The sequence below is a fragment of the Oceanobacillus sp. FSL K6-0127 genome (genome assembly GCF_037983385.1).
GTDB classification, from domain to species: domain Bacteria; phylum Bacillota; class Bacilli; order Bacillales; family Amphibacillaceae; genus Oceanobacillus; species Oceanobacillus profundus.
In genome coordinates, this window is record NZ_CP150287.1 from 1,990,365 (window position 1) to 2,010,255 (window position 19,891).

The 19,891-nt window shown below is 37.5% G+C and carries 25 protein-coding genes; 15 read left to right on the forward strand and 10 right to left on the reverse strand.

The features are described 5' to 3' along the window. Nucleotides 1-1,203 carry a DUF2157 domain-containing protein gene (locus tag MHH64_RS09970; RefSeq protein ID WP_340003174.1) on the forward strand — a complete coding sequence of 401 codons (1,203 nt, stop codon included), beginning with the start codon at nucleotides 1-3 and terminating at the stop codon, nucleotides 1,201-1,203. Between the two features lie 2 nt (nucleotides 1,204-1,205). Next, nucleotides 1,206-1,712 (forward strand): GDYXXLXY domain-containing protein, encoded by a 507-nt coding sequence (locus MHH64_RS09975; protein WP_303448007.1) that lies wholly within the window; start codon nucleotides 1,206-1,208, stop codon nucleotides 1,710-1,712. Nucleotides 1,713-1,780: 68 nt separating this feature from the next. Here MHH64_RS09975 and MHH64_RS09980 read toward each other — a convergent pair whose 3' ends face one another. Further along, nucleotides 1,781-2,971: an ornithine--oxo-acid transaminase gene (locus MHH64_RS09980; protein WP_118888736.1), complete on the reverse strand. Its 1,191-nt coding sequence runs from the start codon at nucleotides 2,969-2,971 to the stop codon at nucleotides 1,781-1,783. 221 nt (nucleotides 2,972-3,192) lie between these two features. On the opposite strand from MHH64_RS09980, the gene MHH64_RS09985 reads away from it, so the two are divergent. Together MHH64_RS09985 and MHH64_RS09990 are read left to right on the forward strand one after the other, a co-directional pair. Then, a complete protein-coding gene (locus MHH64_RS09985) occupies nucleotides 3,193-3,567 on the forward strand; it encodes a YisL family protein (protein ID WP_095309575.1) in 375 nt (124 codons plus the stop codon). A 168-nt stretch (nucleotides 3,568-3,735) separates the two neighbouring features. Then, on the forward strand, nucleotides 3,736-5,229 hold the full coding sequence (locus MHH64_RS09990) for an alpha-amylase family glycosyl hydrolase (protein ID WP_340003175.1): 1,494 nt from the start codon (nucleotides 3,736-3,738) through the stop codon (nucleotides 5,227-5,229). Nucleotides 5,230-5,288: 59 nt separating this feature from the next. Here MHH64_RS09990 and MHH64_RS09995 read toward each other — a convergent pair whose 3' ends face one another. The 3 genes from MHH64_RS09995 to MHH64_RS10005 all read right to left on the reverse strand — a co-directional run bounded on the left by MHH64_RS09995 (nucleotide 5,289) and on the right by MHH64_RS10005 (nucleotide 7,674). After that, entirely contained in the window at nucleotides 5,289-6,161 is an 873-nt protein-coding gene (locus MHH64_RS09995) for an SDR family oxidoreductase (protein ID WP_118888738.1), read from the reverse strand. 116 nt (nucleotides 6,162-6,277) lie between these two features. Continuing rightward, on the reverse strand, nucleotides 6,278-6,475 hold the full coding sequence (gene yppF, locus MHH64_RS10000; protein ID WP_095309567.1) for a YppF family protein: 198 nt from the start codon (nucleotides 6,473-6,475) through the stop codon (nucleotides 6,278-6,280). 332 nt (nucleotides 6,476-6,807) lie between these two features. After that, the gene (locus MHH64_RS10005) at nucleotides 6,808-7,674 is read right to left on the reverse strand and encodes a DegV family protein (protein WP_095309565.1); all 867 of its coding nucleotides are present in this window, start codon (nucleotides 7,672-7,674) and stop codon (nucleotides 6,808-6,810) included. Nucleotides 7,675-7,840: 166 nt separating this feature from the next. On the opposite strand from MHH64_RS10005, the gene MHH64_RS10010 reads away from it, so the two are divergent. Both MHH64_RS10010 and MHH64_RS10015 read left to right on the forward strand, forming a co-directional pair. Beyond that, a complete protein-coding gene (locus tag MHH64_RS10010; RefSeq protein ID WP_095309563.1) occupies nucleotides 7,841-8,683 on the forward strand; it encodes a YitT family protein in 843 nt (280 codons plus the stop codon). A 14-nt stretch (nucleotides 8,684-8,697) separates the two neighbouring features. Then, the gene (locus MHH64_RS10015; protein WP_095309561.1) at nucleotides 8,698-9,084 is read left to right on the forward strand and encodes a hypothetical protein; all 387 of its coding nucleotides are present in this window, start codon (nucleotides 8,698-8,700) and stop codon (nucleotides 9,082-9,084) included. 63 nt (nucleotides 9,085-9,147) lie between these two features. Here MHH64_RS10015 and MHH64_RS10020 read toward each other — a convergent pair whose 3' ends face one another. From MHH64_RS10020 to MHH64_RS10035, 4 genes are all read right to left on the reverse strand, one after another. Beyond that, nucleotides 9,148-9,411 (reverse strand): NifU N-terminal domain-containing protein, encoded by a 264-nt coding sequence (locus tag MHH64_RS10020; protein WP_095309559.1) that lies wholly within the window; start codon nucleotides 9,409-9,411, stop codon nucleotides 9,148-9,150. 219 nt (nucleotides 9,412-9,630) lie between these two features. Then, a complete protein-coding gene (locus tag MHH64_RS10025) occupies nucleotides 9,631-9,822 on the reverse strand; it encodes a DUF3813 family protein (RefSeq protein ID WP_095309557.1) in 192 nt (63 codons plus the stop codon). After that, nucleotides 9,823-9,972, reverse strand: coding sequence for a hypothetical protein (locus MHH64_RS10030; protein ID WP_251660500.1), 150 nt, complete (start codon nucleotides 9,970-9,972; stop codon nucleotides 9,823-9,825). It lies immediately after the preceding gene. A 162-nt stretch (nucleotides 9,973-10,134) separates the two neighbouring features. Then, the gene (locus tag MHH64_RS10035) at nucleotides 10,135-10,971 is read right to left on the reverse strand and encodes a Cof-type HAD-IIB family hydrolase (RefSeq protein WP_095309555.1); all 837 of its coding nucleotides are present in this window, start codon (nucleotides 10,969-10,971) and stop codon (nucleotides 10,135-10,137) included. Between the two features lie 138 nt (nucleotides 10,972-11,109). On the opposite strand from MHH64_RS10035, the gene MHH64_RS10040 reads away from it, so the two are divergent. Then, nucleotides 11,110-11,871: a prolyl oligopeptidase family serine peptidase gene (locus tag MHH64_RS10040; RefSeq protein WP_095309553.1), complete on the forward strand. Its 762-nt coding sequence runs from the start codon at nucleotides 11,110-11,112 to the stop codon at nucleotides 11,869-11,871. 94 nt (nucleotides 11,872-11,965) lie between these two features. Further along, nucleotides 11,966-12,277, forward strand: coding sequence for a metal-sulfur cluster assembly factor (locus MHH64_RS10045; protein WP_095309551.1), 312 nt, complete (start codon nucleotides 11,966-11,968; stop codon nucleotides 12,275-12,277). A gap of 355 nt (nucleotides 12,278-12,632) precedes the next feature. On the opposite strand, the gene MHH64_RS10050 is transcribed toward MHH64_RS10045, so the two are convergent. Beyond that, nucleotides 12,633-13,454: an undecaprenyl-diphosphate phosphatase gene (locus MHH64_RS10050; protein WP_118888742.1), complete on the reverse strand. Its 822-nt coding sequence runs from the start codon at nucleotides 13,452-13,454 to the stop codon at nucleotides 12,633-12,635. A gap of 99 nt (nucleotides 13,455-13,553) precedes the next feature. On the opposite strand from MHH64_RS10050, the gene MHH64_RS10055 reads away from it, so the two are divergent. After that, nucleotides 13,554-13,874 (forward strand): hypothetical protein, encoded by a 321-nt coding sequence (locus tag MHH64_RS10055; RefSeq protein ID WP_095309547.1) that lies wholly within the window; start codon nucleotides 13,554-13,556, stop codon nucleotides 13,872-13,874. 49 nt (nucleotides 13,875-13,923) lie between these two features. Here MHH64_RS10055 and MHH64_RS10060 read toward each other — a convergent pair whose 3' ends face one another. Continuing rightward, on the reverse strand, nucleotides 13,924-14,100 hold the full coding sequence (locus tag MHH64_RS10060) for a DUF2929 family protein (RefSeq protein WP_095309545.1): 177 nt from the start codon (nucleotides 14,098-14,100) through the stop codon (nucleotides 13,924-13,926). 372 nt (nucleotides 14,101-14,472) lie between these two features. On the opposite strand from MHH64_RS10060, the gene MHH64_RS10065 reads away from it, so the two are divergent. From MHH64_RS10065 to MHH64_RS10090, 6 genes are all read left to right on the forward strand, one after another. Beyond that, nucleotides 14,473-15,090 (forward strand): hypothetical protein, encoded by a 618-nt coding sequence (locus MHH64_RS10065; protein ID WP_118888743.1) that lies wholly within the window; start codon nucleotides 14,473-14,475, stop codon nucleotides 15,088-15,090. Nucleotides 15,091-15,183: 93 nt separating this feature from the next. Then, on the forward strand, nucleotides 15,184-16,140 hold the full coding sequence (locus tag MHH64_RS10070; RefSeq protein WP_340003176.1) for a BMP family ABC transporter substrate-binding protein: 957 nt from the start codon (nucleotides 15,184-15,186) through the stop codon (nucleotides 16,138-16,140). Between the two features lie 126 nt (nucleotides 16,141-16,266). Continuing rightward, complete coding sequence (locus MHH64_RS10075) at nucleotides 16,267-17,205, forward strand: beta-ketoacyl-ACP synthase III (RefSeq protein ID WP_095309541.1); 939 nt, start codon at nucleotides 16,267-16,269, stop codon at nucleotides 17,203-17,205. 31 nt (nucleotides 17,206-17,236) lie between these two features. Beyond that, nucleotides 17,237-18,475: a beta-ketoacyl-ACP synthase II gene (gene fabF, locus MHH64_RS10080; protein ID WP_095309539.1), complete on the forward strand. Its 1,239-nt coding sequence runs from the start codon at nucleotides 17,237-17,239 to the stop codon at nucleotides 18,473-18,475. Between the two features lie 326 nt (nucleotides 18,476-18,801). Continuing rightward, a complete protein-coding gene (locus MHH64_RS10085; protein WP_095309537.1) occupies nucleotides 18,802-19,002 on the forward strand; it encodes a hypothetical protein in 201 nt (66 codons plus the stop codon). Between the two features lie 83 nt (nucleotides 19,003-19,085). After that, a complete protein-coding gene (locus MHH64_RS10090; protein WP_095309534.1) occupies nucleotides 19,086-19,847 on the forward strand; it encodes a YjbA family protein in 762 nt (253 codons plus the stop codon). Nucleotides 19,848-19,891 lie beyond the last annotated feature (44 nt).

Below are 19,891 nucleotides of genomic sequence, written 5' to 3' on the forward strand. Positions count from 1 at the left end.
ATGAATAGGCAAAAGCTAAAACGAGAAGCGAAAGCATGGGTGGAAGAAGGTATTATTTCTGACGAGCAATACGATAAGATTATAGAACGCTATTCTAAAAGTGGACCAAATTCAATTATCCTTCTATTTGCTATTTTACTAATGGCACTCGGATTTTTGACATTTATTATGTCTGACTGGGCGCGGGAACCGCATTTATCAAGGATTGTTATCCTTGCAAGCGTAACAACTGTGCTCTATGTATTAGGAGATATACGTTACCGAAAAAGTGCAGATTTAATAGCAATCAGCTTTATTGTGCTTGGCTATATTGCTTTCGGGGCGGGAATGCTATTAGCTATTGATATTTACAACATTCAAGTGACATTTGCTTGGCCCTTTATCATATGGGCAGTTGTAGGTCTTGGCGTCTATTTTATATATGAGCATAAATTATTGTTTTCAGTTGCAATTGCAGTAACAACGATTGGCCAACTATACAATGCGAGTATTAATTCAGCTTTTAGCTGGATTCTGCTGTTTCTATTACTGCTCGGTTTTGGTCATTTTGTCTATCACCATCGGAATTATTTATTCAGCTACCTGTTTAGTATAAGCTTTGTTTTGCAATTATTAACGCTTGTTTTTGCAGCGTCCCAGCAGTATTATTGGTTGATTTTGTACTTTTTAATTTTGTATGTTGCTGGTGATTTGATTAGAGAACAAGTTTATCGGAAGCCATTTAAAATGATCAGCTTACTTGCCATTTTTATATTCGGGATGTACCAAACTTTTATTCTCCAAGACGAATTTTACATGGATGATCTAACCCTTCAATGGAGCTTTATAATAGTTTGGTTCGTGTTGTTTGGTGCAGCAATAGCTATAAAAATAATAGATAATCGAAGCTATCAGCTGATTGACTTCGTTTTATTCTTACCAATCGCGTTTATACCATTTTCATATGGTATGAGTTTGATTGTTCTATTTATATTTTCGCTTGTCTGGCTCTTTATTGGCTATAAGCAGGACAATAGTGAGTATATTTTAATTGGAACGATCTCGTTTTTAGTCAGTGTTTTCACGGTGTATATTCAATTTGCATGGGATGCGATGAATAAGTCACTTTTCTTTTTAATTGGAGGAATTCTATTATTTTTAATTAGTTTTTTAATCGAGAAACAGCGTCGTACAATTGTTGATAAGCAAAAGGGGGGCGAGTAAGCATGAAACGTTTCTTATTCTATCTCCTGCTTTTGCTGCAAATTGCGATACTTTTTCTCTTAGGCGTACAATATTATTTTATCGATGATTATGGACGTACGGTACAATTGCTTAGTAAGCATGAGGAAATGACGGATACGTATGGAAGCTATAATCAGCATATGACATATATTGATTATGAGATTAATTTTATAGCAGAGGATGCTTGGGAAATTGCAGAAGAAGTAGATTATAATACGAAGATATATGTCTTGCTCGAATCTGATTCGGATGGTGTCTTTCATATTGTGAAAGCAAACGATCAGAAAATAGATGCTGAACAGGACCAGATCGTTCTCCAAGGGAGATATCAGTATTACAATGATATGCAGAAAGAATATCATGTCACCTATGGAATTGAATCGTTTCATCCTGATTTTGACTTTAATCGTTCAGTCAGAGACCGATCAATAATCACCATACAGCTTGCGCCATGGGGGCAAAAAAAGGTGACCGATATAGAAAACTGAAATAGCTTGAAAATAAAATCACAGAAACGTTGATGTATCGACATTTCTGTGATTTTTAATGTTATTTTTTAAGGCTGCAGTACATCCTTGATTCGAACTATAGCCCACTCTAAGTCTTTTTTAGAAATGACAAGCGGAGGGGCAAAGCGGATGACATTTTCATGTGTTTCTTTACATAATAGACCTTTCTCTTTTAATGCCTCGCAATATGGGCGAGCGCTTTCAGTAAGCTCGACACCAACAAATAACCCTTTACCACGTACTTCCTTTATGATTGGGTTATTAATTTTTCTAAGCTCATTGAGCATATGATTACCCATCTCAAGGGACCAATCAGCGAGCTTTTCTTCTTCCAGAACCTCTAATGATGCAATGGAAACAGCGCAAGCAAGTGGGTTCCCGCCAAAAGTAGAACCGTGTGAACCAGGATTAAACACGCTAAGAATGTCATTATTGGCAACGATACAGGAAATTGGGAAAACGCCGCCACCTAAGGCTTTTCCGAGAATTAAAATATCTGGAGAAACATGCTCCCAGTCGCAAGCAAATAGCTTTCCGCTTCGACCAAGTCCCGATTGAATTTCATCTGCAATATATAGGACATTATTTTCCTTGCACACGTTATAAGCTTCTTTTAGAAATCCATCAGGTGGAATAATAATCCCGGCTTCTCCTTGAATTGGTTCGAAAAGAAAACCAGCCGTATTCTCATTGATAGCATTCTTTAGAGCATCAATATCTCCGTACGGGATTAGTTTAATCCCTGGGAGCATTGGCCCGAAGCCGCGTTGGTATTCAAGTTCAGAAGATAAAGAAACCGCTGTCATTGTTCGACCATGAAAGTTGCCTTCGCAAGCGATGATTTCAGCTTTGTTATTTTCTACTCCTTTGACATCATACGCCCAGCGCCTTGCAGCTTTAATTGCTGTTTCCACTGCTTCGGCTCCAGTATTCATTGGAAGTGCCATATCTTTATTTGTCAGCTTGCAAATTTTTTCATACCACGGTCCTAATTGATCATTATGAAACGCCCTAGATGTTAGAGTGACATTGTCTGCCTGCTTTTTTAATGCTGCAATAATTTTAGGATGCCTGTGCCCCTGATTAACGGCTGAATAAGCGCTCAGCATATCCAAATAACGATTTCCTTCTGGATCCTCGAGCCAAACATTCTCTGCTTTTGAAATGACTACTGGAAGGGGATGATAGTTCTTCGCACCGAATTGTTGTGTCTGGTCGATAATCTCTTGACTTCTCATATTTTGACCCTCCATTATTGGAAAATTTAAACACCATGTTTAGTATAACAGCTTTAGAATTGAATTACTTCTCCTTAGAGCAAATAAATGAATTATTCTTAGTTCCATGATATGATACGAATAGAAATCGGTATATCAGCTCTAAACGATGTGTGCAAAAGGAAGATTTTTAACACCTTTTTGGACAACCTTAAATGCTGATATAAGGAGGTAGTATACTAATGACACATATGCACATTACAGGATGGGTATTAGGATTAATTTTGTTCATCGTTGCAATCGTAATGCAAAAACAAGGAAAAGCAAAACCAGCGAAAATCGTTCACATGATCTTACGTCTAGTTTATCTGTTTATTCTGTATACAGGTATTGTACTCGTGTTGGATTATTTCAGTGGCGGCTATCAAATGCCATATCCGGCTGAAGCTGCTACAAAGGGAGCTGCAGGAATCTGGCTTATTGCAGCAATGGAAATGATTCTTGTAAAGTTAGGCAAAGGAAAACCAACAAAAGGTGTTTGGATACAATTTTGGATTGCACTTCTCATTGTACTCGTACTTGGCTTTTTCCGTTTGCCAATGGGCTTTTATTTTTAATAGCGAAGGTAAAAGGCTGTCCATTTTGGGCAGTCTTTTTAAATGTATTTAACCCAATAATGTGAAGGCTTTTCAACAATCCAAGCAATGGGATTGACTATTTTTCTCCTTCCTTAATAATTAAGTAAAGAGATAGTTTACAGCTTGAAAAGCGATGGAGGATTATTTATGAAAAAAATAGCAGGGGTGTTTTTAGCAGTAGGTTTAATAGCTTTTATGACATTTGTTCCCAATGTTGCAGCTGAAAGAGAACGGGGACTAGAGGATGAAATTATATATAACATTTTGATTGATCGTTACAATAATGGCACACCGACTAATGATACTCAAGTAAATCTTGATGATCCTCAAGCATACCACGGAGGGGACCTTCAAGGAGTAATTGCAAAGCTCGATGACTTACAGGAAATTGGGGTTACAACAATCTCTTTATCCCCTTTGATGGAAAATAGTGACAATGGGTTCCATGGCTATTGGATTGAAGATTTTTATCAGGTGGAAGATCATATTGGAACAATGGAAGACTTACATACGTTGATTGAAGAAGCACATAATCGTGATATGAAAGTAGTTATAGAATTTGTTACGAATTATGTTGCTGCAAGTCATCCAATCGTCGATGATTCAGAAAAAGCAGATTGGTTTATTGACAATGAGTTGACAGAGCCGGCTTGGATGGAGAACACTGTTCGTTTAAATTTGGAGCATCCGGAGGTGGAAGCTTATTTACTAGACGTTGCTGCGTATTGGATGGAGGAAACAGCAATTGATGGCTTTAAGCTTCATGCAGTTGATCAAGCACCATTGACATTTTTGGAGAGCTTTACACAGTATATAAAAGAATTGAATCCTGAATTTTATCTGCTCGGTGATATCCTCGTTACGGATGCGGATAATGCTGAATTAATAAACGACACTGCATTGGATGCGGTAGGCAATATGCGCTTAAATGATGCAATGGTGGAGGTTTTTGCTGAACCAGACAATGCGGTGGAAAATATTTATGAAGTATGGCAAACAGCAAAAAATCAGCAGCCTTTATTGTATATGGATGATTTTAATTCAGAACGCTTTACACAGAAATTTTCTGAGAATGGAAGAAATACGCTAACAACGTGGTCATTGGCATTAACTTATATGTATACAACACCAGGAGTGCCAATGTTGCTTCAGGGAAGTGAACTTCCGATGTATGGCACAGAAGCAGAGGAATCCCAGCGTTTAGTACCATTTAATAGTGGAGAACCAGATTTAAAGGAATTCCATAATCGAATCTCAGCATTACGCAATGAGTTTCCAGTGCTGCGGTATGGTGATTTTGAAATCGTTGATTCTTCTGGTGCGCTAAGCGTCTTTAAACGAACCTATAATGATGAAACAATGTATATCGCAATTAACAATGGTAGTGAGTCAGCATATGTTGATGTTTCAGACATACCTTCAAATATGGAGTTAAGAGGATATCTCGGTGATAATCTAGTAAGAGAAAATGAAAATGGGGATTACCGAATTGGTTTAGCGCGGGAGAGTGCTGAAGTGTATACCGTTCAAACAGACGCAGGCTTTAATTGGTTATTTATCGGGTTTGTCGTCGGTGTGTTTGTTTTGTTTATTGGGGCAATTATATTCTTAAGTGCTAAACAAAAGAAGTCGAACATGTAATTGACATATGGACAAGGCTCTCCAAAAGGAACGTTCCTGGAGAGCTTTGTCGAATTTAGTTAGCCGTTTACAATTGTACCGCCATTAATGTGAATCATTTGGCCAGTAATATAGCTTGCATCTTCACTTGCTAAATAGACATACGCTGGTCCTAATTCTTGTGGCTGACCAGGTCGCTTCATTGGTGCATTTGCACCAAAATTACTTACTTTATCCTCCGTAAAGGATGCTGGGATTAAAGGTGTCCAAATGGGCCCTGGTGCAACCCCGTTCACTCGAATGCCTTTATCAACGAGGGAGCCGGAAAGCGATCTTGTAAAGGAAGTAATCGCTCCTTTTGTAGCAGAATAATCAATTAAATCTACATTTCCTTTATAAGCGGTAATCGAGGACGTATTAATTATGCTGCTACCTGATTTTAGGTTCGGTAATACAGCTTTTGTCAGATAAAACATACTGAAAATATTGGTTCGGAACGTTTTTTCCAGTTGTTCACTTGTAATGTCCATAATACTATTCTGTATGTGCTGTTCAGCAGCGTTATTAACGAGTATATCAATTTTACCGAATGTGTCTAATACCTCGGTAACAGCAGCCTCACAAAATGATTGATTCCCAATATCGCCGTTAATTAAAATACATTTCTGACCTTCATTTTCAATCAGTCTTTTTGTATCATTCGCATCTTCATGTTCATCCAAGTAAATAATTGCAACGGATGCACCTTCTCTTGCAAAGTGTACACTTACGGATCTACCGATTCCACTGTCACCGCCAGTAATAATGGCAACCTTATCCTTTAATTTATCACTGCCTTTGTATTCATTTCGAATATATGCTGGTTCTGGATTCATTTTTGCTTCAATTCCGGGCTGTTTGTGTTGTATTTGAGCCGGAGGGGTTTGTGTTCCGTTTTTTTGTTCCATTTCCATGATAAAAGTTCCTCCTTGAAAATTGCTTATTAACAATGTACCCGGATCGTGGAATTTCAATCATGGAAAATAGATTAGGAAGACTTGAGATTGGGAATTACAAACAATGGATACGGTTAAACTTTTTTCTCAATTGATATTTCATGTGCAGAAACAGCACCCTTTTCATGCAAACAATTATAAAACGCACGATATGTTTTAAAGTCAATTTCGCCATGGATATATTTTTTCTGGCAATAGTCTAATAAATTATCAATCGTTTGCGGGGCAAATTTGTGTTCCATCTCAAAGGCGTCCAATAATTCGTTCAGCATGGAAAACCTCCATCATAAGTTATTTATACATTCATATGTTGAAGGAGGCTCATTCATACTACTTTTTCAAGTTACTGCTGTTTGATGTCGCATGGGAAAGCTTCCATTACACGGTTATTCTCTACACTGTAAACACTATATTGATCGCAGGAAAAAGTATAGATTGTATTACCAATGGTAATAATCCGCCTTATTTAGACCTATTCAGGGTAATCTTGTTGTTCTTTAAGTTGATGTGTTTGGGAGTTAGTTCCCATTCTATATTTTAAACGTATCAATTTAAGGTAATAAAAAAAGCCTTTCCCATTTTACTGGAACAGACTTTAAGATTATCATTTGGTTGGTTTGTTTGAGAAGAATAACGCGATAGTTCCGGGTCCTGAATGCGAACCGATTGCAGAACCGACCATCTCAATCAGAATGTTTTCTTTTTCTACACCAAATTTTTCACTGATCATGGAAGCTAGCTTTTCAGCAGTTTCAAGGGCATCACCATGACTAATACCGATCGTTTGATTTTGAAAATCAGTTCCACGTTTTTCCATGAGTTCAAGCATTCTGCCAAGTACTTTTTTTGAGCCTCTAATTTTTTCAAGCGGGATTAATTTCCCGTCTTCAACATGGAGTAAAGGTTTGATTTTAAGTAATGTACCGACAAATGCTGCAGTTTTACTGACACGCCCACCGCGATATAGGTATTCTAAATCATCTACCGTAAAAATATGCTCCATATGTTCAGCTTGATAGGTAGCGGCTTCCATGATTTCTTCTAAGCTGGCACCATTTTGTGCAAGTTTTGCAGCGTGCAGGACAACGAGCCCATATCCAATTGAGGCGCATTTAGTATCGATAATGTGAATGGGCGCATCCGGGTATTCTTCCTTTACTTCCTGTTCCATCATTTTAGCAGTTTGATAAGTACCTGATAGAGCAGAAGAGAAAGCAATGTAAACCAGAGGCTTATTTGCTTTGGCATAAGTCGTGAAAACAGATTTAAATGTTTGTGGTGAGACCTGAGAAGTTTTCGGAGATTTCCCATCTCTCATTGCGTTATAGACACTTTTAGGTTCAATAGTTTTTCCGTCTTCGTATTCTTTTTCTTCTAAATGAACGGTTAATGATACCATTTCGATGTTAAATTCGTTATAATGTTTCAATGATAAATCACTTGCTGAGTCAGCGAGAATTTGTATCGTCATTTTTTCACCTACATTCTAAATTCTTTCTATGTCTAGTTTATAGCTATCTAGTGCTTTAGTCAAAGTATAATCCAGTAATAGTTAGAATTATCTACAATATTGAAGATGGTTGAAATTACTACTAAAGGTGTATGAAGTATATTAAAGAGGAGGTTGAAGTGCTACTATGTTTATGATGGAAGCAAAACGCATAATTGTTGTGATATTCGGTGCGTTATTAAATGCAATTTCGTTAAACTTTTTCTTAATTGGAGCAAATGTATATGCAAGTGGGTTTACCGGGGCAGCCCAGCTGCTATCAAGTGTGTTTAATGATTTTATCGGAATTGGTATCAGTACAGGGATCTTGCTTTTTGTACTAAATATTCCGGTTTTACTTTTAGGCTGGTATAAAGTTGGTAAAGGTTTTACGATTTACAGCATTATCTCTGTATTCTTCTCCACGCTTTTCTTAGAGGTTATTCCTGTAATCGAGCTTTCTGGTGATATTATATTGAACGCAGCATTTGGTGGGGTTATTGGTGGCGTTGGAGTAGGTATCACACTAAAAATCGGTGCTTCTACTGGAGGGATGGATATTGTAGCGATGATTTTATCGCGCTTGAAGGATAAGCCGATTGGTAATTACTTTTTAGTGATGAATGCCGTCATTATTTTGTTTGCTGGAATTTTATACGAACCTGAGAATGCGTTGTACACAATGGTTACGTTATATGTATCGACACGGGTAATTGATGCGATTCATACACGACATGAGAAAGTTACAGCATGGATTGTTACACTTAAAGCAGATGAATTACAGGAAGCAATTCATCGAAAAATGATTCGGGGTATAACAATTTTGCCTGCAAAGGGAGCTTACACGAAAGCAGACAAAAGTGTAATGTATCTTGTAATTACACGTTATGAGTTATATGACTTAGAAAAAATAATTAATGAGGTAGATCCAACTGCGTTTACAAATGTTGTGGAAACTGCAGGTGTGTTTGGTTCTTTCAGACGTGATTGATAGGAGAATGACAAATGAGATATTTCATGCTTATAATTATAGTTTTTTTGCTGGCGGCATGTGGAAATGAAAATCAAGCAGCAGAAAATAATAATTCAATCGTATTTCAAAATATTGATGTTGTATCAGATGCAAATGAATTTGTGTTAACCGGTGAAGTTGCTGCGACAGAAGGGGAATTTTTCTATGTTATCGAACAAGGGGACGAGCAAATTTCTGAAGAAAAACGAATTTCTATCGCACAGAAATCAGGTGATTGGGTGGAATTTGAAATTAAAGAAAAGCTATCTGAGGCTGTGATTGAAAGTAACAATCCACCAATTATGATGTTATATGGAAAAAATATGGACGATGAAATTGTAAACCCGAACTATATTCCAGTTGATATAAAAAAGGAATAAAATCGGTATCGTGAAATGTGTACTATTAAAGCAAGAGGTTGGTTAACCTCTTGCTTTATGTACTTAATATCCGTGTTTTTCAAAAATCTCTAGTACTTTTGGATTTAAAGTGTCCCACTCCACATCAAACTGTTTATTAACAGTGATGAAGTTTTGGTAGCCAAATACATTATCTACTTCTTCAAGTTCCATCAAATCATTTAAAATATCGTATTCGCTTGTATTGCCTGGCATAACGGAAACGCTATTTGTGCCTTCAAAAATTAACTTGTCCGTAGTAAATTTCATCGCATTAGGGTTAGGTGTAGCTTCTATGCGAACTCCCATAACAAAATCCCTCCTAAACATACTTACTTCTATAGTAGCAGAAATGTGTATAAAAAAAAAGAAAGACCCATGTGTGATGGTCGAATTCAAACAGTTTAAATGAATAGTGCAGAATAGAGCGCTTAAATAAAAAATCTCCCTGAACGACAGGGAGATTTTTCATTTAGCAAACCAGCTTCATTATTTTGCTTAATGAATTAGAGATTGCTTAAGAATTCATTACTGTAATTGATTGTGCTGTTTCAACTGCTGTTCAAGTTGTTGTAATTGATTGCGTTCCTCAGGTGTAGCCTCGGTGTAGGCTGCTTGCACTGCGTTTTGCGCAGCTTGCTTATCTTGGGAGTTAGCATTGCCTTGCATCATCATGTTTGAAACTGCGTCTTTAGCTTGCTGGAATAGGTTGTTTTGCACCTAAAACCCTCCTAGATTGTGGTTGTCTACTTCTTCATGCTTTCGTTCTTCGTCCGATAAAGTGGAACGATAGGTGAAAACCTCTGCATGTTTTTTGACAGAAGCGGCACCCTGATGAATGAAACGCTTCGATTTACTTCGTTTGCCCAAGACGAAAACCTCCTTGGATAATAACGAATTACTCGGAACAGATGCTAAAAGTAAAGCAAATCAAAAGTGAACGCATCATACGTTCACTAAGTAGTATGGACGATCGTCCATTTTATATAGCTGGTAAGTACTGGCGTATGAAGTAGTGTTCAAAAAGTTCAATTAAACTGTTTTAACTTTAATCTTTAAATACTCTTCTAGAAAAACACCAATTCCATCTTGTTCATTTGTTAAGGTCTGATATTTTGAAACGGACTTCAATTCATCAATTGCATTGCCCATTGCAACGCCGACACCTGCGTAATCAATCATCTCTAGATCATTATCCTCATCACCAAAGGCAATGATACGTTCTTTTGGAATACCGTAATAATCAGCAATTTTTTGTAACCCAACGGCTTTGTTTATCCCTTTTTTAATGATTTCAATGATATTCCAAGGTGCACCCCATCTACGGTGCTCAATAATCTCGGCATGATAATCATCCAGATGGTTACGCAATGACTCAATATGATCTTTTTTCGGGTAAATTAGGACAGAAGTTGGATCCTCTTCTAATTTATCTTTGATGTTTCCAATAATATAAGGTCGATCTTTTTGAGTTTGGTGGAAAATGTCAATGATCTCCTGGCTGTAATTATCAAGATAAACATCATCCATCACTTCAGCCAATATGTTATGAACCTCTAAATCATAGCAGGCATCAATTATGGTATGAGCAGTTTTGAGTGGCATTGGAGTATGCATAGCGAAATCCCATGTGCGATCTTGTGGGTGGTGGATTAATGCACCATTAAAATTAACCATGGGAGAGTTTAAGCCAAGTTCATTATAATAATGAATGCTTGCACGGTGTGGTCTACCAGTAGAAATCACAACGAGATGCCCTTCCTCCATGGCAGTTTGAATCGTTTGCTTCGTTCGAGCACTAATCTCTTGTTTATTCGTTAGAAGTGTACCATCAAGATCCAACGCAATTAAATGTTTTTTATTTTCCATAAAATTCACCTCGTATGTGATAGTGTATAGAGGAAAGCGAAATATGTAAAGTAATTTTTCCTTTACATTATTTGCAACAAGCTCAAGTTTACCCTTAAAATAGAACGTAGTATAAAGAGAAGGAGCGGAATAACATACATGATCGGAATCTATACAGAAACTATCCAAACGATACCATGCTTAGTCGTAGTAGACGCAGAAAAGAAAAACGAAGCATTACCAGTTATTACCTACTTTCACGGATTTACAAGTGCAAAAGAACATAATCTACCGTTAGCATATTTGTTAGCTGAAAAGGGCTTTAGAGTAGTTTTACCTGACAGCATGTATCATGGTGAAAGAGAGCCAGATATACCAAAATTAAAAAAACAGGTTTCTTTTTGGAACATCGTTATGCAAAATGTAAAAGAATTAGCCACTATTAAATCATTTTTCGAATCGAAAGGGTTGATTTTGGAAGACCGTTTTGGAGTGGCCGGAACAAGTATGGGAGGAATTACGACATCTGCCGCATTGTCACAGTATTCATGGATTAAAGTGGCAGCAATTTTAATGGGCTCTCCGAAAATTACAACTTATGCAAAGACATTGGTTGAGAGCTTTAAAAAAGTAGGGGACCTGCCGGTAACAGAGGAAATGATTGAGAGTCTCTATGAGCAATTAGAGAATTATGATTTATCAAAGCAACCAGAGAAATTAAATGACCGTCCGTTATTATTTTGGCATGGAGAAAGTGATTCAGTTGTTCCGTTTGATCATTCCTATACATTTTATGATGAAGTTCAAATGGTCTATCGAAATAAAGAGAACATTAAATTCATTAAAGAACCAAACCAAAATCATAAAGTAAGTCGATCAGCTATATTGGAAACAGTAAAATGGTTTGATAAACATTTATAATGATGATAGTGGCAGGAGGAATAGGTTAAAATCATTTAATAAAACCTGAATTTATGTTTAAATAGAAATAGATGAAGGATGGGAGGTAGAAGAGATGGATGAAGCGTTAAAAGAGAATTTACTTGGCGCATTAGAAAATGTAATCGACCCTGAGTTAGGCATTGACATTGTTAATTTAGGATTAATATATGATGTTGATTTAGATGAAGATGGGGTTTGTAACGTTACAATGACCTTAACGTCAATGGGATGTCCACTGGCTGCGCATATTGAAACAGATATTAAGCATGCACTTGCAGATATTCCAGAAGCGAAAGAAATAAAAGTAAATGTTGTATGGGATCCACCATGGGGTAAAGATAAAATGTCACGTTATGCTAAAATTGCCCTGGGAATTCCGGATTGATCTTAAATAATAAGAAAAAGCAGCCCGAAATGTAATGGAGCTGCTTTTTTAATTGCTTCGGAAACTATAAAATTTGAATGCAGTGGATAACTTAGTTGCCGGAACAGCCACGTCCAGCTCCAGCGCCCAACGACTAGCGAGACTTCCCTCACCTCCGTACGATAAGTCAACATCGGCTTCCTACGGTCGCCGTGTTTCCTTTATCTCCTGCGGCTCAGTCCAGTCCGTACGTCGCTAAACGGGCGCTTGCGCTTTTGTTCTTGCTTCGTGAAACTATACTAATTGAAAGTTGTGTGGATTACGTTGAGCCTTATTTACGAAGCGAGTCTCCTCGCATTACCAAACCAGGGCTTTTCTATAAGAAAAATATAACCAATAACCCTACGACAACACAGTAATAAGAGAAATATTTTAAATTTCCTTTAGCCATGATATTCATAAACCATTTTAATGCAAAGTAGGTTGCAATAAATGCCGTGATAAAGGCAATAATATTTGGAATGAGCATGGATTGAAATTCCGGACTGCTCACTAATTTAGGAACTTCAATTATGGTTGTTCCTAAGCTGACCGGGATATACAGCAGGAATGAAAAGCGAAGTGCGGTTTCTTGTCTCATTCCAACGAGCATCGATGCAACAATCGTTGATCCCGAACGACTAATCCCTGGTGTCACTGCAACTGCTTGCGTAAGTCCGACAATTAATGCATCCTTCAATGTTAGGTCGCGGTCGTTTTTTCTTCCCCTTAGATTACGAATCATCCATACAGCAGCTGCTGTAATTAAGAGTGTAACCCCAACTACATTTGTTCCGCTTAATGCTTCCCCAATTGCATCGCCAAACAACAAGCCAATAATACCAACTGGGATTGTTGCGACAATAAGATAAATGATAAATTGAAAGTCGCTTTTTGCCTCTGGATCCTGCTTTATTAAGTAAATAATGCCGTTTTTAATTAAACGAATAATATCGTTCCAATAAATGATGAAAACCGCTAAAAGTGAAGCGAAGTTCACAAATATCTCGAAGGATAACCCACTCGCTTCGATACCAAATAGTTCTCGGAAAATAATAAGATGTCCACTCGATGAAATTGGGATTGGTTCTGTAACACCTTGTACGAGTCCTAAAATAAAATACTGGATGATTGTCCATAATTCTGATACAAATTCCATTGTTTTCTCTCCTTATTATAGCCATTCATTTTCACCTGCAAACAAGTCACCAGATACTGCGCCTATGAATAGGCTGATGGTGAGAAGGAGGTTACGAAAATGAAAAGTGATACTAAACATATGTATGATTTATGTAAAAGCCATATGCATTCGTATGTGCTTGCACAAACAACGGATGGCTCAAGTTTTGATGCAATTATAACTGGTTTGGATGATGAATACGTATATTTTGCTATGCCAGTAGACCCAAATCAACAAGGCTACCAAGAACATGAAGATAGTAGAGGATTTGGCTTTGGTTTTCCTGGATACGGGTATCCAGGGTTTGGTTATGGATTTGGGCGACCACCGCGTAGATTTCAACGGTTAATTTTGCCACTGGCAGCACTCGCAGCCATAAGTATCCTACCTTGGTATTAAAAATGAAAACCCTTGCCGTCATTGCTAAAGGCAAGGGTTATTTCTGCATTTAATTACTTTTCTCTTTTAGTACGCCATCACCTAAAATGAAAGCAGCTACTACAAAAACAGCTGAAAGAATTAATGCTTCTGATAGGACGAAAGGTTCTCCACCCATACTAGTTAACACATAGGATACAGCAGCACTGATCAAAACAGCCCAAACAATCGTCATTATGTAACGCATAACTCCCACCCCACTTCTTATTCTATAAAAGGTTATAACAAAAAGAAGCACTTGAAACAACCTATTGTAAAAAAGTTTAGATCAATTTATTATTCGAACGATATTCATCTTTATATCCTCATATAGTTTATCAAATACAAACAAAAATGAAAAGGCTTGTCATGAAAATAAAATATTTAAAGTGCCTCTTCAAATAGGAGGATGAAAGCAAGCCAACGAGCTACCACAGGATGTGGTGACTTTGACGTTCGACATAGGACGTGTCGGTTTTTAGTCGAAGGTCTTTGTTCTCGATGTGTCATTTTCACCGGACTTTTTGAACATCCTCTTAAATGTAACGCAAAATATCCTTGATAAGGGAAGTGTTTACGAATGTCTATCTTGGTAATGGATTGCAATGATTGGAGAACCTATCATATTGTTGAAATGCTCTTAGAAAATGATTACAAAGTGGATGCTTTTTTAACTACAAATACCGAAGAAGATTTAAGTATGTTTTTTGTACGAAATAGTTCGTTTTCTATCGTTACAGAAGACGTTCAAAAAAAGTATGCTGTTGGCATCTTTTTAGGAGATATAGAAAGTGATATGCGTCATGAATTCGATCAATTAATTGTAATTAATCCAGCTAAGAACTCATTTCAATCCGACACACATACAAAATGTACTGTCATTCACACTCCGATTCTTTTTGGAGAGTGGATGCCAATGAAGGAAGAAGGGATATATAATGAAGACACATTCATACCTTTTGAATCCGAAACATTTGAGAAAAGTGCACTTTATATAGGCGATTTTACCAAGGCGCTCCTTCAGTGGCTACAAGTTTCCGATTTACCACCGATCCTATATGTGAATAATAAAAATGATGGAAAAAAGGGAGACTCGAAACTTGAAAAAAACGTCTTCATCCGTGACAATATACCTAAGCGAGAGAAGGTGAAATCTGTAATCGAGCATTATCGTTCCAAAAGGAATTTCAAGATTTGATATCAAAATGTAACATTGGATTCATTTACCGAAAAAAATGTAGCAGGTACAATGGAAGAAGCTTTGAAAATGTGGCAGAATGGAGGCCGGACCTTGAGGAATATCAAAATCATTCTATTATTCGTAGCAAGTGCATCAATTCTTTCAGGCTGCTCATACTTTAATACAGGTCAAATTCAAAATGTTGGTTTGCTGGTTGATACTGCCATCGATGAGAATGCATGGAGTGCTAAGGGCTATAAAGGACTTTCGCTAATCGAAGAGCGCTTCGATGTCCAAGTGTATTATAAAGAAAATATAACGACCGAAGAGGAAATTAACGAAGCCATTGATGAATTTGTACAAGATGGAGTGAACCTGATTTTTGGTCACAGTAACATGTATGGTGACTATTTTATAGATATCGCAGAGCTATATCCGGATGTCCATTTTGTATACGTTAACGGTGGTGAGAGCAGTGAAAATGTTACGAGCTTAAATTTTAATTCACATGCGATGGGTTTTTTTGCTGGAATGGTAGCAGGTGAGATGACGACTACAAATGAAATAGGTGTCATTGCTGCTTTTTCTTGGCAATCAGAAGCAGAGGGGTTCTATGAGGGGGTAAAATACCAAAATCCAAATGCTCATATCCGCGTAAATTATACAAACAGCTGGACGAATACCGATATAGCTACAGGCATTTATAAGACAATGCAGCAAAATGGTGTGGATATTGTGTATCCGATTGGAGATTCTTATAGTGAAGAGGTTATCCGAAAAGCCGCTGAAGATCAAAACTATGCGATTGGTTATATTACAGACCAGCTTTCCATAGCTCCTAACACAGTTCTAACAAGTACAATCCAACATGTTGACGAGCTCTATGAAAAAACAGCCGAGCAATTTAATGAAGGTAAGCTTGCAGGAGAGTTGATTACATTAGATTTTAACGACGAGTTTATTACTTTAGGTGAATTCAATGAAGCAATTCCAGAAGCTTTTCAGGAAGAATTACATGACCTCATTAAAGAATATAAAGAGACAGGACTACTTCCGAATGAACACTAATTAAACAGCGAAATATCCATTTTTTCTTGCTAAAAAGTGTATTTTACATTAAAATTAGTACCAAGTCATAATAATTGATATTAAAGTACAACCAATTAAACATGAATATATAAGGGAGCTGTCAATATGAACGTAGGTATATTGGGCACAGGTCATTATCTTCCAACTAGAGTAGTTACAAATAAAGATTTGGAAAAAATAGTTGATACAAATGATGAATGGATCCGAACACGAACTGGGATTGAGGAAAGAAGGTTAGCCGAGGACGATATCGATACATCGGATATGGCATACCATGCAGCACTTGGTGCACTTGAAGAAGCTGCAATCGATGCAGCTGATATTGACTTAATTTTAGTTGCAACTGTAACTGCAGATACGCCATTTCCATCTGTGGCATGTATGGTGCAGGAACGTCTAGGTGCGATGAATGCAGCTGCGATGGATATTGGTGCTGCATGTGCTGGTTTTATGTATGGATTAATTACAGCTAAACAATTTATCGAAACAAAAGCTTATAAAAATGTACTTGTCATTGGTGCAGATAAGCTATCTAAAATCATCAATTGGGAAGACCGCTCTACCTGTGTATTGCTTGGAGATGGAGCTGGGGCAGCGGTTGTTGGTGAAGTAACAGAAGGAAAAGGGATCCTATCTTTTGAATTAGGAGCTAATGGATCTGGTGGTAAAGATTTATATCAGAACGAAAATGATCAACTCGTTATGAACGGTCGTGAAGTATTTAAATTTGCAGTAAGACAAATGCCAGAGTCTACAGTTAACGTAATTAAACAATTGGGTTATAGTAAAGAGGATGTTGATTATTTGGTGCCGCATCAGGCGAATATTCGAATTATGGATGCTGCTCGTGAGCGTTTAGGAATTTCATCTGATAAAATGGCAGCGACAATTAGAAAGTACGGAAATAATTCCGCAGCATCGATACCTATGGCTTTATCGGAATCAGTAAAAGAAGGTAAAATAAAAGATAATGATTTAATTGTATTAGTTGGCTTTGGTGGCGGGCTAACTTGGGGCGCGGTTGCAATGCGTTGGGGCAAATAAGCCGTTAATTTAGTGAAAGGTGGAAAAGATAATGAAAGAAAACAGAGTAGTAGTTACTGGATTAGGGGCAGTAACACCTCTAGGTAATAATGTGGAAACGATGTGGGAAAACATCTTAGCGGGTAAATCAGGGGTTGATTTTGTAACGAAGGTTAATAAAGACCATTATCCTGCTAAGGTTGCCGCAGAAGTAAAGGACTTTGAGCCTACGGAATATATGGATAAAAAAGATGTACGTAAAATGGATCCATTCACACAGTATGCAGTTGCTGCAGCGAAAATGGCTGTTGAAGATGCAAAGCTTACGATAGATGATAGCAATGCACATCGAGTAGGCGTATGGATTGGCTCAGGAATCGGTGGTATGAAAACCTGGGAGGATCAGCATACAAAACTATTAGAAAAAGGTCCGAAAAGGGTTAGTCCATTTTTTGTCCCAATGATGATTCCGGATATGGCTGCTGGTCAAGTATCCATTCAATTAGGTGCAAAAGGTATCAACTCTTGTTCTGTTACAGCTTGTGCGTCAGGTGCCAATTCAATTGGTGATGCATTCAAAGCGGTTCAGCGTGGAGATGTTGACTATATTATTGCCGGCGGTACAGAGGCGCCAATCTCTGATATGGCCTTTGCTGGTTTCTCTTCAGCGAAAGCTTTATCTACAAATGAAGATCCAAGTACAGCTAGCCGCCCATTTGATAAAAACCGAGATGGTTTTGTTATGGGTGAAGGTGCCGGGATTTTAATTTTAGAATCATTGGATTCGGCAATTGAGCGTGGTGCAAAAATCTATGGAGAAATCGTCGGATATGGTGCTACAGGTGATGCTTACCATATTACAGCTCCAGCAGAAAATGGTGAAGGTGCAGCTCGTGCGATGCAGCTTGCGCTTAAGGATGCTGACATTGCTCCGGAAGAAGTAGATTACATTAATGCCCACGGGACAAGCACGAATTTAAATGATAAATACGAAACAGCTGCAATTAAGTCCGTTTTTGGTGATTATGCAAATAAGCTTGCTATTTCCTCGACGAAATCCATGACAGGACATTTACTTGGTGCAGCAGGTGGGGTAGAGGCTGTTATTTCGATTAAATCAATTCAAGATAGTATCGTCCCTGCGACAATTAATTATGAGACTCCAGACCCAGATTGTGATTTGGATTATGTCCCGAATGAAGCGAGACAACAGAATGTAGATGTTGTTGTAAGTAATTCACTTGGATTTGGTGGACATAATGTTGCGCTTGTATTTAAAAAGTATAAATAATTAACTATGAAAAGCTAAGAAGCTGGTAGCAATGGAACATTGCTAACCGGCTTTTTTGATGTTTTAAAAAGTTCATCTATTGACTTTAACTGAGTGCAGATTTAAGGGGGAATCCTGATGTCCAAAAGAATTGGCTGTGATTCAAGAATAAATTCTGATATTCACAAATGCCGCGCCAGTAAGTAAATTCTGGATTCAAATAGATACCTAACTTGGCAGGAGTTAAATTTTTTTTTGCTCGTTAATAACGTTAGATAAAATGACATGTTTTGAGTTAGCTAGCATAAAATGTACTAATAAAAACGGACAAGCTTAGGTGGGATATCATGGGATATATTTTTATCTTTCTCATTGGATTTGGACTAGCTGTTACTGGTGGCGTTACCATTATTGCATATATGAATTTTCTTCCAGCTGGTTTATCATGGTCGGATTACTTTATTTTTATTAGTAGCAGGATTGAATGCTATTTTCTATTAATTGGACTTGCTATCATGGCATTTGTGCTTTATCGTTATCCAAATTAATTTTAATGGAACTTCTCGAATATTTTTCACCGTGATGGTCATAATGTATTCTAAATCGGAATATGAAAAGTGAGGGTTGTTCTATGTTATATTTGCACGATGTATGGGTGAATTGGTTTGAAGGAGAAGAGAATGGCTACAGTGTCTGCCATTTCCATGAGTGGCGTAAGGAGGACGCAATTGAGCTGTTGGACCAAGTGCCGTTGTTATACATAACAGAAACACTATATAACTACATTGAAAATGATATGCATGATCTACCGAAAGCTTTGCTTGATTCGATCTACAAAAGAGCATATACACGCAAGGGACAAAAAAGATCGGTTGTGGAGTATGCATGTATCGTTACAGACGGTAATGATATACTTGCTTTTGATACGATTGGCTATTCGATACCTATTCGTAAAAGTAGATTAATACCGCGACAAGAACAGCTAGTATTTGATATGATTGCCAATACGAAAGCACAATCTTTTAAATTCGTTGAAAGTGATTACCAAAAAGAATACCATATGCTTTCCATGTCGCCTGAGCTGATCTTTGGACTGACAAGAAAAGAAAGACAACTCAAACAATTGCTCATGATTGGCTTGGATCAGTTGAAGACAACAAATAACCGCGAAGAATTGCGGTACTGGCTAACTGAATGGGATCCCAAGCAATATCCTGCGATTCGCTATATGGATGAGGATACGGTTTGGGAAACGTTGTATAATGGTGTGAAAGAGGGCTGGAGCCCAACCCATGAAGAACTTTGCATGAAATTGATTCGCGGACAGCCTTTTTTAGAGAAAATGTGGGAAGCTGAGATTGGGCCAGAACATGATACATCCAATCAAAAATAGATTTCAGTATATGCCATCGAATGAGCTAAAAGCAATGCGCTAAG